The sequence below is a fragment of the Methylobacterium sp. 22177 genome (genome assembly GCF_052045615.1).
GTDB lineage: Bacteria > Pseudomonadota > Alphaproteobacteria > Rhizobiales > Beijerinckiaceae > Methylobacterium > Methylobacterium radiotolerans.
Genome location: NZ_JBQEPK010000012.1, coordinates 1 through 12,621 on the forward strand (window position 1 = coordinate 1; position 12,621 = coordinate 12,621).

Annotated in this window: 10 protein-coding genes; 4 read left to right on the plus strand and 6 right to left on the minus strand. The window is 73.8% G+C overall.

Features of this window, described 5'->3' with window-relative positions:
* The 3 genes from ACTJK8_RS13265 to ACTJK8_RS13275 form a co-directional block, all read right to left on the minus strand.
* The coding region (locus ACTJK8_RS13265; protein WP_440762057.1) for a polysaccharide biosynthesis/export family protein at positions 1–1,129 on the minus strand (1,129 nt) is incomplete at its 3' end.
* Positions 1,130–1,322: 193 nt separating this feature from the next.
* Positions 1,323–2,813: an LTA synthase family protein gene (locus ACTJK8_RS13270; RefSeq protein WP_076730137.1), complete on the minus strand. Its 1,491-nt coding sequence runs from the start codon at positions 2,811–2,813 to the stop codon at positions 1,323–1,325.
* Between the two features lie 229 nt (positions 2,814–3,042).
* Entirely contained in the window at positions 3,043–4,545 is a 1,503-nt protein-coding gene (locus ACTJK8_RS13275; RefSeq protein ID WP_440762058.1) for a capsular polysaccharide export protein, LipB/KpsS family, read from the minus strand.
* A 337-nt stretch (positions 4,546–4,882) separates the two neighbouring features.
* Between ACTJK8_RS13275 and ACTJK8_RS13280 the strand changes: the two genes are divergently transcribed.
* The 4 genes from ACTJK8_RS13280 to ACTJK8_RS13295 all read left to right on the plus strand — a co-directional run bounded on the left by ACTJK8_RS13280 (position 4,883) and on the right by ACTJK8_RS13295 (position 8,406).
* A complete protein-coding gene (locus tag ACTJK8_RS13280) occupies positions 4,883–6,190 on the plus strand; it encodes a capsule biosynthesis protein (protein ID WP_012317950.1) in 1,308 nt (435 codons plus the stop codon).
* A gap of 115 nt (positions 6,191–6,305) precedes the next feature.
* Positions 6,306–7,073, plus strand: a complete 768-nt coding sequence (locus ACTJK8_RS13285) for an SDR family NAD(P)-dependent oxidoreductase (protein ID WP_012317949.1) — start codon at positions 6,306–6,308, stop codon at positions 7,071–7,073.
* Positions 7,073–7,933, plus strand: coding sequence for a formyltransferase family protein (locus ACTJK8_RS13290; RefSeq protein WP_440762059.1), 861 nt, complete (start codon positions 7,073–7,075; stop codon positions 7,931–7,933). Before ACTJK8_RS13285 ends, ACTJK8_RS13290 begins: the two co-directional genes overlap by 1 nt.
* 62 nt (positions 7,934–7,995) lie before the next feature.
* The gene (locus tag ACTJK8_RS13295; RefSeq protein WP_012317947.1) at positions 7,996–8,406 is read left to right on the plus strand and encodes a flagellar basal body rod protein FlgC; all 411 of its coding nucleotides are present in this window, start codon (positions 7,996–7,998) and stop codon (positions 8,404–8,406) included.
* Here the strand turns inward: ACTJK8_RS13295 and ACTJK8_RS13300 are convergent.
* The 3 genes from ACTJK8_RS13300 to ACTJK8_RS13310 all read right to left on the minus strand — a co-directional run bounded on the left by ACTJK8_RS13300 (position 8,399) and on the right by ACTJK8_RS13310 (position 12,575).
* Positions 8,399–9,793, minus strand: coding sequence for an amino acid permease (locus ACTJK8_RS13300; RefSeq protein ID WP_012317946.1), 1,395 nt, complete (start codon positions 9,791–9,793; stop codon positions 8,399–8,401). The genes ACTJK8_RS13295 and ACTJK8_RS13300 overlap by 8 nt on opposite strands.
* Positions 9,794–9,907: 114 nt before the next feature.
* A complete protein-coding gene (locus ACTJK8_RS13305; RefSeq protein ID WP_053620703.1) occupies positions 9,908–10,582 on the minus strand; it encodes a hypothetical protein in 675 nt (224 codons plus the stop codon).
* Positions 10,575–12,575 (minus strand): hypothetical protein, encoded by a 2,001-nt coding sequence (locus ACTJK8_RS13310; RefSeq protein WP_440762060.1) that lies wholly within the window; start codon positions 12,573–12,575, stop codon positions 10,575–10,577. Before ACTJK8_RS13310 ends, ACTJK8_RS13305 begins: the two co-directional genes overlap by 8 nt.
* Between the last annotated feature and the right edge of the window lie 46 nt (positions 12,576–12,621).

Consider the following 12,621-nt stretch of genomic DNA (forward strand, 5'->3'; position numbering starts at 1 on the left):
TGAAGGCGGTGAGGACCTTCTGGACCTCGGTGAAGGGCGCGTTCGACACGTAGATCAGGTCGCGGTTGCGCATCCGGAACGCCTGCGACACAAACAGGCTGTTGGGGTCGCGCATGTCGATCCGGTAGACCACCGGCACCAGAGGCGTGCCGAGCAGCTTCGAGCCGGGGCTGAGACGACGCACGACGCTGGCCGGCTCGAACCGGAAGATGAAGGTGCCGGCCGGGTCGGCGGCGAAGTCCGACAGGCCGCGCGCCTTGGCCAGCGCCTGCGCCAGCGTGATCCCGTCGGCCTGGAACGGCAGCTCGGTGCTGTTGCCCAGCGCGCCCACCGCGATGAAGGTCTGCGGGTCGCGCACCAGGGTCAGCACGTCGTTGGGCCGCAGGTAGATGTTCTCACGCGGGTTCGACACCACCGTGGTCAGCGGCACGGTCGCGGTCACCGGCCCGCGCGAGAGCCGCACGAAGGTCTCGTTGACCGGCGCGCGGTTGCCGCCGGCGGCGGCGATGACGTCGAGGATGCGGTCGCCGTGGCCCGAGAGCGGCAGGCGGGCGCCGGCGGCGCCCTCGCCGGTGACGGTGACGGCCTGGGAGATCGGGCGTGTGACCGAGACCAGCACCTGCGGCTGGATGGCCTTGCCGGCGAGCTCGTTCTCGATGAGCGCCTGGACGTCCTGGGTGCGGCGGCCGGCGACCTTGATGCGGCCGGCGTAGGGCACCGAGATGGCGCCGTCGCGCCCGACGGGCTGCTCCGGGATGAGGGCGGACTTGGAACCTGCGGAGAAGCGGTCGGCGACGAGGGGCCCGGAGAACAGGCCGCCGGACCCGGCTTCCCAGACGGAGACCGAGACCATGTCGCCGATGCCGATGACCGGCTCGGAGGAGGGGCGGTGGTCGCCGAAGGAGGCGAGCAGGCTGTCCAGCGGCCGGCCGCGCAGGGCCTCGACCACGGAGGGAGTGACGTCGATGATCTCGTAGCGGGCGAGCAGGCCTCCGTCGGCCGTGGCGACCTCAGCCCCGGCCTGAATCGCGCTCGCCGTCGGACCCGCCGCGGGCAGGTACGTGCAACCGCCGGCAGATCCAGCCGCCAGGGCGGCCATCAGGGCGGTGCACGCCGTCTTACGCAGCATCACAAAGATTTCTCCTCGCCGAGCCCGCGCCATCGCTGGCCCGGGCCGGGACACCCAGTTTGACCGCCAAACGCTGCGATCGCTTTAACGGCCGCGCCGGAGCGGCGGCCGTCGCGTGGCCGGTCGCGCTATCCGCGGGCAATGCGTCACCAGCGTGGCACGGCCACGCTTATGCCGCGCAAGCTTAACCTTATCATGTCCCCGCGGCGATGTCCGCGGGCGCGGTCGCGAGACTCGCACGCAGCGCCCGCCCGAGCTCGTCGGCGGCGATGTCGGCGCGCTGCGGGGCCTCGTGCGGGCGGCCGAAGCGGAACAGGGCGTACTCGGTGGTCCGCCCGCCGAAACCGGGTTTGCAACTCGGCAGCGACGGTGCGTGGTCGCCGAACACGCAGAGCGTGATGGTCTGGCCCCGCTCGCGGGCGATGGCGTCCAGGCCGGCGACGAGATCCTCGACCATCTGCCCGGTATGGGCGACGTGATGGAGATACTGCGCCTGCGGGTCGTCGATCCCCGGCAGCCGCCCCGGCTTCCAGGGACCGTGGTTCTCCATGGTCACGCAGAACAGGAACAGGGGCGCGCGGCGGGCCCGCACTTCCGCGAGGAGGCGCGCGCCGAGGGCGACGTCCCCGACATAGGGCCCGACGCGCGGCGCCTCCGCGAAGGCCTCCCCCATCACGAGATCGGCGAAGCCGAAGGCCTCCATCACGCGCGCCCGCCGGAAGAAGTCGCGGTGGAACGGGTGCAGGAACAGGGTCCCGTAGCCCTGCCCCCCGGCCAGCCGGGCGAGGCTCGTCGGCTCGTCGCCGCTGCGGGACGTGTAGGGGTCGAAGCGGCCGAAGCCGAGGCTCTCGGACGGTCGGCCGGTGAGCACCGCGTGCTCGCTGCGCATCGTGTAGGCGCCGTGCGCCGGCACCCGCAGGCGCCCGTACTGCGCGGCCCGGGTGCGGAACAGGTCCATCGCCGGCAGTTTCGGGCCGCCGAGCCGCTCCGGATCGACGAAGGATTCGAGCTGGATCACCACGACGACGTCGTCGCCCGGGCCCTCCGGCAGCGCCGGCGCCGCCGGCACCGGCACGCCGCCGGCCATCGCCCGGGCGGTGTAGCCCAGGAGGCTAGCCGGGAGGCCGACCCGGGTGACATCCGCCTCCAGATCGGGTTCGGGGAACCAGCGGGCGATCAGCCGGGCGAGCGGCGGGCGCGGGGCCGCCCGGACCAGCAGCCAGAGCGCGAGCGGGAGGCCGAGCAGGCACAGCACCCGCGGCAGGGTCGCGACGGGCAGCACGCTCGGCTCGATCCAGTACCACAGCGCGGTGACCGCCAGGGTGAGCAGGACCGGCACGGAGATGCGCGGGTCCCACAGGGGCGGGATGTAGTAGAGCTGCGGATGCCGCGGCACCTGGGGCAGCAGGGCGAAATCGCTGAACAGCAGCGGCTCGCCGATCACCGAGCGCTTCGCGCGGCTGACGACGATCAGGATCGCCACGGTGATCACGCAGGTCAGCCCGGCGAGCCAGGGCCGCCAGGAGAACTCGAACCAGAACAGCAGGATCAGCAGGTAGCCGAGCAACCGCAGGCCGAGATCCCGCGGCGCGAGGCTCGCCCGCGCGATCGAGTCGCCCGCGAACACCTCCAGGGCGAGGCACGCGGCGAGCGCGAGACCGGTGGCGATGAGGAACGTCGTCAAGACACGGACACTCGGCGTGGGGCGGGCCTGCTCGCCGCCGGGATCCGGTCCGGCGGGAAACAGCGCGCGGGAGCAAGGCGTTACGGGCCGTTCCTGATCCAGAACGATCGGAATCGGCCCGGGGACGGGCGGCTGCGGGCGGACTCTAGCAGCGCGCGCTATCGCTTTGGTGTCACATCAGGGTCTCGCGGAACGGGATTCGCGCCGCGCGCCCCGCCCTAGCGCCGCCCTAGCGCGGCCCGCCGCCGGCCTCGCGGCCGACGCCGCGCCGGCTGCGCAGGGCCCGCACGACGGGATTGAGGAGGCCGTAGCGGGCGCGCATCACCAGATGGGCCGTCCGGCCGAGGGAGAGGGCGTTGCGCGGCGCCGCCGCCCGGGCCGCGCTGAGGCGGTCGAGGAGCTGCTCCGGGGTGCACGGCTTCATCGCCACCGGGTCGAGGTAGCGCGCGTAGAGGATCATGGCGCCGGCCACCAGCTCGTCGAGGCTCAGCCGGCGGCCGCGGTCGGCCCCCGGCGCGAGATCCTCCGACAGGCCCCAGCCGGAGTAGAACGGCCGGCCGTGGGTCGCCACGGTGAGGCCGCGGATCAGGGCCTCGAACCCGGCCAGCGACGTCATGGTCTCGACGTGATGCACCCGGTCGAGGAGGTCGACGATGCTGATGCCGCCCACGATCCGGTCGGCAAGAGTCAGGGCCTCCGCCTCCGGGATGATGCCGGGACGGAACCCGGCCTCCACGTCGGGATGCGGTTTGTAGAGCAGGAACGCGTCCGGGTTGCGCCGCCGCGCCGCTTCCAGCAGCGCCCGGTTCGAGCGGACCAGCGGCGAGCCGTGGCGCACTGAGGCGTCGTCCTCGACCTGGCCGGGCACGAGCACGATCCGCCGGCCCGGCGGCCAGTCGAGCGCGGCGGCGTCGAGGCCGACATTGTACTTGCTGAGCCGACGCGCCACGACCTCCTCGCGCAGGCGCCGCGCCCGGGCGACGAGGTCCGGGGTGAAGTCGGCCTCGGCGAGCAGCCGCTGCAGGCGGCTCTCCCGCCGCGGGTCGTAGTAGATGCCGAGGTCGTCCACCACGATGGAGGCGCCGGGCTGCAGGCTGGCGCCGAGCCCCACGGAGCGCAGGAACCCGTCCTCGACCCGGGCCAGCGGCAGGCCGGCCCGCGCGCAAGCCTCCTCGAGCTGGCCCGGTGCCCGCGTCGCCCAGGCCAGGATGCGGCCGCCGTGGCGCTGCCCCGCGGCGATCGCGGCCTCGGTGGTCATGGTGTGGATCGGCCGGCCGGCGGGCCCGGCGCCCAGGACGTCGAGGGAGGGCCGCTTCCAGCGCGACATCCCGACATAGATCACCCGCCGGTCGTTCTCGGCGAAGCGCGCGGCGAGCCACGCCACCCGCTCGGCGCAGGCCGCGCGGTCGATCGGCGCCCGGCTCCAGGGATCGAGGTAGTGGACGCCGCCCTCCCCGCCCAGGGGCGCGCCGTCGAGGCTGATCCGGAGGGACGCGAAGCCGGTCTCCGGCGAGTCGTAGGGGCTCAGGACCGGCCCGGGCGCGACCACGAGCCGGCGCCGCCCCGTCAGCGCCAGCAGGCGCCCCGCGAGGCTGCCCGCGCCCCAGGCCGCGCCGACGGCGCCGGGGCGTGCCGGACCGAAGGCGAGGCCCGTCGCGGCCTCGATCTCCGCCCGCAGGCGGCGGATCGTGCGGCCGGTCGCGTAGAGCGACGGGGTCGGGTCAGCGGGCATGGTCGGTGCGTCCGGCTCCGGTCGGGTCGAGGTGCGGAAGCTGCCTGTAGCGCATTTTCGTCGGCATGGGATGGTGATGCAACGCGGGGACAACCTGAGCGCGCGTCGCCGTCGCCACGTCCTGGAAAGGATTTGGACATATCGTCGCCGCGATTGCCCGCCTAATCCGGAGGCTGAGCCGCAGGCGCGGGACCGTTGCAGACGGGCCACGCTGGCGCGGAAATGCCATGCCGCGGCGTGGCTTCGGATTGCGGGGCCGCCGGGCACCGTGCCACCTCAAGAGTCTCTCGCCGGTGCGGTTCATCCGGCCCAGGGTCAAGGACAGAAGCGCCGCGGAATGCAACAGCCCGCCCCCGACGCCCTCCGCGACCGCCCCGCGACCTTCCTCTTCCTGCAGGGCATCGCGACGCCGTTCTTCTCCGATCTCGGAAAGGCGCTGCGCGCGCGGGGACACAGCGTCCGGCGCATCAATCTCTGCCCCGGCGACTGGCTGTTCTGGAGCGGCGAGGCCGACAATTACCGCGGCCGCCGCGAGGCCTGGGGCGAGTATCTCGAGGCCTATCTGGACCGCGAGAGCGTGACCGACATCGTGCTGTTCGGCGATTGCCGGCCGTTCCACAAGGCGGCCCGCATGATCGCCGAGTATCGCGGCCTGCGGGTGCACGTGTTCGAGGAGGGCTATATCCGCCCGAACTGGATCACCTGCGAGCTGGGCGGCGTGAACGGCTTCTCGTCGCTTCCCCGGACGGCCGCCGAGATCCGGGCCCTGGCGCGGCGCCTGCCGCAGCCCGGCCGGGCGATGCCCTCCACGGGCGACATGGCCCGCCGCAGCGTCTGGGACGTCGGCTACAACCTCGCCAACGTGCTGTTCCCCTACCTCTTCCCGCATTTCCGCAGCCACCGGCCGACCCATATCGCGGCCGAGTATGCCGGCTGGATCAAGAAGTTCGCGCGCCGCGCCCATACCCGCCGCGAGGCGGCCCGCTGCGACGAGATCTACCGCGCGGTCGGCTGCGACTACTTCCTGCTGCCGCTGCAGCTCGACAGCGACTACCAGATCCGGGTCCACTCGCCGTTCCTCGGCGTCGAGGGCTTCATGGACCGGGTGATCAAGTCCTTCGCGGACGGCTCGTCGGCGCCGACCCGGCTGCTGGTGAAGCTGCACCCGCTCGACAGCGGACTGATCAACTGGCGCAAGTTCGCCCGCGCCTCGGCCCGGCGCCACGGCGTCAGCGACCGGCTCGACTTCATCGACGGCGGCGACCTCCCGGCCCTGATCAAGGGCGCGCGCGGCGTGGTGATCGTCAACTCCACGGTGGGGATGCTGTCCCTCGAGATGGGCTGCCCGACCCACGCGGTCGGCACCGCGATCTACAACATGGCCGGCCTGACCCATCAGGGCGATCTCGACAGCTTCTGGAAGAATCCGACGCCGCCGGAGATGGACCTGATGGCGGATTTCCGCCGCGTGGTCCTGCACCGGACCCAGGTCAACGGCGGCTTCTTCTCCAAGGAGGCGATCGACCGCGCGGTGGCCGGCTCGGTGCCGCGGATGGAGGCGGCCCTGCCCGACGCGATGCTGGCGGCGGCGCGGGCGGTCAGCGAGGTGGCCGAGCGCGACGGCGAGCTCGCGCCGGTCTACTGACCGGACTCGCCGAACTCCGGGACCGTCGCCGTTCGGCGGCCTTTGAAGCGCGTTTCACCGCCGGTGAGCCTTTCCCGGCCTTGATCTTTCCCCGCGCGGCGGCGTAACCCGCCCCATGCCCCGTATCCTGATCACCGGCGCGTCGAGCGGCATCGGCGCCGCGCTGGCGCGCCACTACGCGCAATCCGGCACCAGCCTCATCCTGGTCGGCCGCAACGCCGAGCGGCTGGAGATCGTCGCCCGCGACTGCCGCGCCGGCGGCGCGACCGTCGAGACCGCCCGCCTCGACACCCGCGACCGGGCCGCCACCGTGGCGCTGGTGCACCGGTCGGATGCCGAGGCCCCCCTCGACCTCGTCATCGCCAACGCGGCGGTGAACGGCGGCAATCAGGAGGGGCAGGTGGAGGCCGAGGACGTGGCCTTCGAGACCGCCGACATCAACTACACCGGCACGCTCAACGTGATGCTGCCCACCCTGACGCTGATGCTCCAGCGCGGGCGCGGTCAGATCGTGCTGCTGTCGTCGCTCGCGGCCTACGCGCCGCTCCAGGACGCGCCGGCCTACAGCGGCGCCAAGGCGGCCCTGGTCGCCCACGGCCTCGCCCTGCGCCAGAAGGTCGCGCCCCGGGGCGTGAAGGTCAACGTCGTCACCCCGGGCTACGTGAAGACGCCGATGGGCGGCGAGCTCAAGGGCTGGCGGCCGCTGGAGATCAGCGCCGAGGAGGCGGCCGTGCGGATCGCCAAGGGCATCGCGGCCAACCGCGACGTGATCGCCTTCCCGTTCATCCTCACGGCGCTCGCCCGCACCGTGCTGCTCCTGCCCGAGAACGTCCGCAAGGCCGGCCTCTACGCCTTCCGGTTCCAGCGGCGGAAGCGGCGCTGATGGCGCGGCCCCGGATCGCGCTGTTCGTCCTGGAGGCGCTGCCGAACGCCCGCGCGGTGCGCCGGCTCGTCGCCGATCTCCGGGCCGACATCGCGCTGGTGGGGCTCTCGAACGCCGAGCGGCCGTCGAGCGGCGGTCTGACGGGGCAGATCCGGCGGCACCTCGCGCGCTCGGGCACCGGGATCCTGCCCTACCTCGCGGTCAATTTCGGCCTGCCGGACCTGCTGCGGCCCCTGGCGCCCCTGACCCAGGCGGCGTCCGGAAGCGGCGACGCGCCGGAGGCGACGCCGCTCAGGACCCTGTGCCGCCGCCTGGGCATCCCGACCCTGACGGTCGACAACGTCAACGGCCCGGACGTCGCGCGGGCATTGCGGGACGCCGCACCGGACCTGATCCTCACCTACCATTTCGATCAGATCCTGAAGCCCGAGATCATCGGCCTGGCGCGGCTCGGCGGCGTCAACGGGCATCCCGGCCTGCTGCCGCGCCACCGGGGCCCTGTGCCGACGATCCATGCCCTGGCCGACGGGCCCGGGCAGTTCGGCATGACCCTGCACCGGCTGGCCGCCACGATCGACACCGGCGCGATCCTCGCCCAGGAGGCCGTGCCGCTGCCCGAGGGCACGACCGCGACCCGGGCCTCGGTGGCGCTCCACGCCCACGGGCGCGCGATGCTCGACCGGCTCCTCGACGAGGTCGCCCGGACCGGGGCGCTGCCGGAGGGGCGGACCGCGCCGGTTCTGCCGTACTGTCCGTTCCCCGACCGCGCGCTGCTCTCCGCCCTCCGCCGCCGCGGCCTGCGCCTCACCGATGGCCAGGATCTCCGGGACGCGCTGAGCCTGTCCGCGCGGCCCTCTTAACCCCCGGTTAAGGCTGTTCGGCGAGGACTCGGTCAGATCGTCGCCGTCGACAGGGCCCGCGCATGCCGGACACCAGCGCCCTCCACTCGGCCTCCGCCGCCCTGGCCGCCGGCCGGCAGGTGCAGAGCGGACGGATCCGCGCGATCTCCGAGAACCTCGCCAACGCCGATTCGGTCCCGACCACCCCGGGTGGGGCCCCCTACGCCCGCAAGATCGCGGTGTTCGCCCCCGTGGCGGCGGACAGCCCCCGCGACCCGGTCGGTCGGATCGCCCGCGACACCACCGGCTTCCGCACCCGCTACGACCCGACCAGTCCCGGGGCCGACCCGAGCGGCTATGTCCGCCTGCCGAACGTGAACAGCGCGGTCGAATCGGCCGACCTGCAGCGGGTGGTCCGGAACTACGAGCTGAGCCTGAGCGCCTCGGCCTCGATCAAGACGCTCGCGCAGGCCACCATCAACCTGATCAGCTGAGCCGACCGTGCCGCCGGCCGTAGCCGGCGTAGATCGCGAGGCCGATCGCCAGCCAGACCGCGAGGCGGATCCAGGTGTCGGCCGGCAGCGAGGCCATCAGCGCGAGGCAGGACAGGATCCCGAACCCCGCCGTGAGCGTCACCGCCGGCACGCGGAACGGGCGCGCCCGGTCCGGATCGGTCCGGCGCAGGATCAGCACCGTCGCGCAGACGAGGCAGAACGCCAGGAGCGTGCCGATGCTGACGATCTCGCCCAGGACGTCGATGGGCACGAGCCCCGCCACGGCCGCCGTGAACAGGCCGATCACCAGTTGGCTCGCCACGGGCACCCGCGTCACCGGATGGACCCGGCAGAAGATCCCCGGGAGGAGCCCGTCGCGGGCAATGGCGAAGAAGATCCGGCTCTGCCCGTAGAGGGCTGTCAGCGCCGAGGTGGTCAGGCCGATCAGGGCGCCGGCCTTGATGATCGTCGAGAAGCCCGGCAGGCCGATCACGTCGACCGCCTTGGCCACCGGGTCGGCGACGTCGAGGTCGCGGTAGGGCACGAGGCCGGTGAGGACGGCCGCCACGGCGACGTACAGGATCGTGGTGATCAGCAGGGACCCGATCAGGCCCACCGGCGCGTCGCGCTGCGGTGCCCGGCACTCGCCCGCGGCCGTCGCCACGGTCTCGAAGCCCACGAAGGCGAAGAACACCACCGCGGCGCCGCGGAACACGCCGCTCCAGCCGTAGGCGCCGAAGGTCCCGGCATTCTCCGGCACGAACGGGTGCCAGAGGTCCGGCCGGAGATGGGCCACGCCGACGCCCACGAAGGCCAGGATGATCGCGACCTTGCAGGCGACCAGCAGCCCGTTGACCAGGGAGGCCTCCTCGGTGGCGCGCATCAGCAGGGCGCTGAGCAGCAGCACGATCCCGGCCGCCGGGAGGTTGACGAGGCCGCCGTCGCCGGGCGCCCCGGCCAGGGCCCGCGGCAGATGCAGGCCGAACTCCGCCGCGAGGGACTGCGCGTAGCCCGACCAGCCCACCGCCACGGTCGCCGCCGCCACGGCGAATTCGAGGACGAGGTCCCAGCCGATGATCCAGGCGGGAAACCGCCCGAGGCTCGCGCGGGTGTAGGTGTAGGTGGATCCCGGCTCCGGGATCATGGCGGCCAGCTCGGCGTAGCACAGGCCCACGAGGCCGCAGGCGATGCCGCCGATCACGAAGGAGAGGCTGAGCGCCGGGCCCGCGTACTGCGCCGCCGCCGTTCCGGTGAGCACGAAGATGCCGGCGCCGATCGTGGCGCCGAGGCCGATGGCGACGAGGCCCGGCGCGGTGAGGCTCCGGGCGAGGTCGCGCCCTGCCCCCGCACCCGCCCGCTCACCCGTGGTCACCGCGGACTCCGCCATCGCGTCCGTTCCCCTCGCCCGGATCGTCACCCGGCATATTCCATGCCCGGACGGCGGCCTCCGGGAAACCGTCCCGGCCGCTGCCGCACCGCTCGGCGCCCGAAACGGTACCGCCTACCGCCGCACCGCACCGCCCCCGTCGGGCGCTCCCGGATCGACCGCGCCCGGCGGGGGCGGTGCGGCGGCCGCGCCGATCATCCGGGTGTCGGTCCGGAACGCCCGGGCGACGAGGCCGCAGAAGCGGATGAAGGCGCTGCCCTGCGGGGTGATGACGTAGCCGTCACCCGCCCGCGCGACGTTGCCGGAGGCCTGCTGCTCGGTCAGGCGCCGCTCCATCTGCCGGAACTCGCCGAGATAGACCCGCTCGAACACCGCCCGCGCCCGCTCCGGGGTGAAGCGCTCCCCGGGATGGGCGGCCATCTGGCCGAGCAGGAACACGCTGATCGAGCGGTCGACCGTCACCGGCAGGATCACGAAGGCGCTCAGGTTCAGGGACAGCGACAGGACGCAGGCGCCGAGGGCGTCCCGCCGGCGCAGCCCCCAGGACCGGCCGAGCCCGGCCAGGGCCGCCGTGACTGACAGCGTCAGCAGGAAGGCGACCGCGAGCAGGATCAGGCCGCGGTAGAACAGGATCGTCACCCCGGACCAGAGATCCGTCTGGAACAGCAGCACGAAGCAGCCGAAGCCGAGGAGGACGGCGCCGGCCTGCAGCAGCGCCTGGGCGCAGAGCCAGCGCAGGGCCTGCGCGGCGCGCGGGTGGGCGGGTGCCCTAGGACCGGCTTCAGTCATGGAGATCCTCGACCCGCAGGATCCGGACGAGCGGATCGGCGTAGACCGCTTGGCTGCGCCAGACCCAGGAATCCGGGCCGCTCCAGGGCGCGTCCTGCGCGGTGACGACCAGGGCGCCGATCCCGGCCGCCTCGGCGCGCCGCCGCACCTCCGCGCCGTCCAGGCGGTCGCGGAAGATCGGCGCGACGTCGGCGAGCCGCGACGCCACGGCCTCCGGCGGGGCGCCGAACAGCCGGGCCTCCGCGTCGGCCACCCCCGTCGGCTGGAGGCCGTAGAGCCCGAAATCGAACACCCGCCGCGGCACGGGCGATTGCTGCAGCACCAGGTCCCGGGGCAGGTGCGTGCCGGCCCAGGCGTAGGCCGCACGCAGCGCCCGGTCGATGTCGGGACGGCCGGCGAGGCGGGCGAAGGCGGGCCGGTCGGAGGCCGTATAGGCGCGCATGCCGACGAAGCCGTAGAGGGTCGTCGCGTAACCGAGGGCGAGCAGCGCGGCGAGGAGGCCGGGGAACCGGAGCCGCCGCGCCTCGCTGAGGCGGGTCAGGGCCACCACGGTCCAGACCAGGGTCGCGACCTGCGCGAGCAGGACCACGCGCGCGCCGAGGTCGTTGTTGAGGATCGCCGAGCGCAGGACGCCGCCGAGGAGCAGGCTGGCCGCCGCGCAGAGGGTGAGCAGCCGCCCGGCCTCGCGGCCGTGGGCCTCGCGGCGGGGCACGAGGCGCCAGAACAGCAGCGCACCGGCGGCGCAGACGCCCAGGGCCGCGTAGTAGTTCAGCGGCAGGAGGACCAGGCGGAGCGCGCTCAGGGCCGGCTCGTCGACGAGGCCGTCGAGCGGCCCGAATCGCCGGATCGAGAACCGGATCGGCGCGCCGCCGTCGGTCCGGTTGGCCAGCACGCTGAGGAGGTAGGGGGCGGCCAGCGCGGCGCTGAGCAGGCCGGCAGCCGCCAGCCGGGCCGCGGCGCGCCAGCGGCGCTCCAGGCCGAGCAGCGTCAGCCAGATCCCCGCGGCGCCCGCCGTGCCGAGGCAGACCCAGACGGACAGGCCCGCACAGGCCGCGAAGGCCAGCCCCGCGACGCCGACCGCCGCCGCCTCCGCGCGCCGGTCCGGTCGCGTCCGGTCCGCGACCTCCGCCAGGGCCAGGAGACCGAGCCACCCGGCCAGGGCGCCGGCGACGTGGTGCGGCACCCAGACCAGCGAGGCGGGCCAGTTGAGGACCTGCTCGTTCAGCCATTCCGGGATCGGCAGCCACGTCCCGGAGGTGGCCCGGTCCGCGACGACCAGCAGGATGTCGAGGCTTCCGGCCGGCAGCAGCAGGAGCACCGCGCGGCGCACGAGCCGGGGGGCGGCGTCCGCGACGAGGCCGGTCGCGGCGAGGAGCCGGTCGAGCAGGCCGAGGAGCGCGAGGCCGGTCCAGAAGGCCAGGCCCGCGAAGGCGCTCCGGCCGTCGACCAGCCGGCCGCCCGCCCAGTCGACCAGGGCAGTGAGGGTGTAGAAGCCGTAATAGTAGCCCGCCCGCTCGGGCCGGGCGAAGAACGGGTCCACCGGCGGCAATCCGTGCTCGACGATCGCGCGCGTGAGGGCGGCGTGCTTGACGAGGTCGATGACCGTCACGGGCCGGTAGAGGGCGGTGCCGGTGTCGACGTCGATCAGCGCGTAGGCCACGACGCCGAGCCAGAGCAGCGCGAGGGCCAGCGCCGCCCGGTCGCGGGAATCCCGCAGGTCGCGCAGGGCCGGCCGCAGCGCGACGAGCCCCGCGGCGCCGGCGGCGAGCGCCGCGGCCGGGACGCCGGCCGCCTCGATCAGAAGGCTGTCGAGGGCCGGCAGGAGCCCGATTCCGAGGAGCGCCCCGCACAGGAGGCGGTCGCCGGGCACGAGCGCGCGGAATCCGAGGATGCCGGTCAGCCTGCCCAGGGCGTAGCCCGGGAGGAGAACGAGGGGGATGCCGAGCAGCGTCGCGACGACGACGCCGCACGCATCCGAGAAGGTGCCGTTCATCGCCGGGCCGCGTCGCGTGAGCGGCTCCGGGTAGCACGGGGGCGTT

Excerpts from the sequence above, each read along its gene's own strand:
- ACTJK8_RS13305 (WP_053620703.1), bottom strand. The coding sequence starts at position 10,582 with ATGACTGAAGCCGGTCCTAGGGCACCCGCCCACCCGCGCGCCGCGCAG.
- ACTJK8_RS13280 (WP_012317950.1), top strand. The coding sequence starts at position 4,883 with ATGCAACAGCCCGCCCCCGACGCCCTCCGCGACCGCCCCGCGACCTTC.
- ACTJK8_RS13300 (WP_012317946.1), bottom strand. The coding sequence starts at position 9,793 with ATGGCGGAGTCCGCGGTGACCACGGGTGAGCGGGCGGGTGCGGGGGCA.
- ACTJK8_RS13295 (WP_012317947.1), top strand. The coding sequence starts at position 7,996 with ATGCCGGACACCAGCGCCCTCCACTCGGCCTCCGCCGCCCTGGCCGCC.
- ACTJK8_RS13285 (WP_012317949.1), top strand. The coding sequence starts at position 6,306 with ATGCCCCGTATCCTGATCACCGGCGCGTCGAGCGGCATCGGCGCCGCG.
- ACTJK8_RS13290 (WP_440762059.1), top strand. The coding sequence starts at position 7,073 with ATGGCGCGGCCCCGGATCGCGCTGTTCGTCCTGGAGGCGCTGCCGAAC.
- ACTJK8_RS13275 (WP_440762058.1), bottom strand. The coding sequence starts at position 4,545 with ATGCCCGCTGACCCGACCCCGTCGCTCTACGCGACCGGCCGCACGATC.
- ACTJK8_RS13310 (WP_440762060.1), bottom strand. The coding sequence starts at position 12,575 with ATGAACGGCACCTTCTCGGATGCGTGCGGCGTCGTCGTCGCGACGCTG.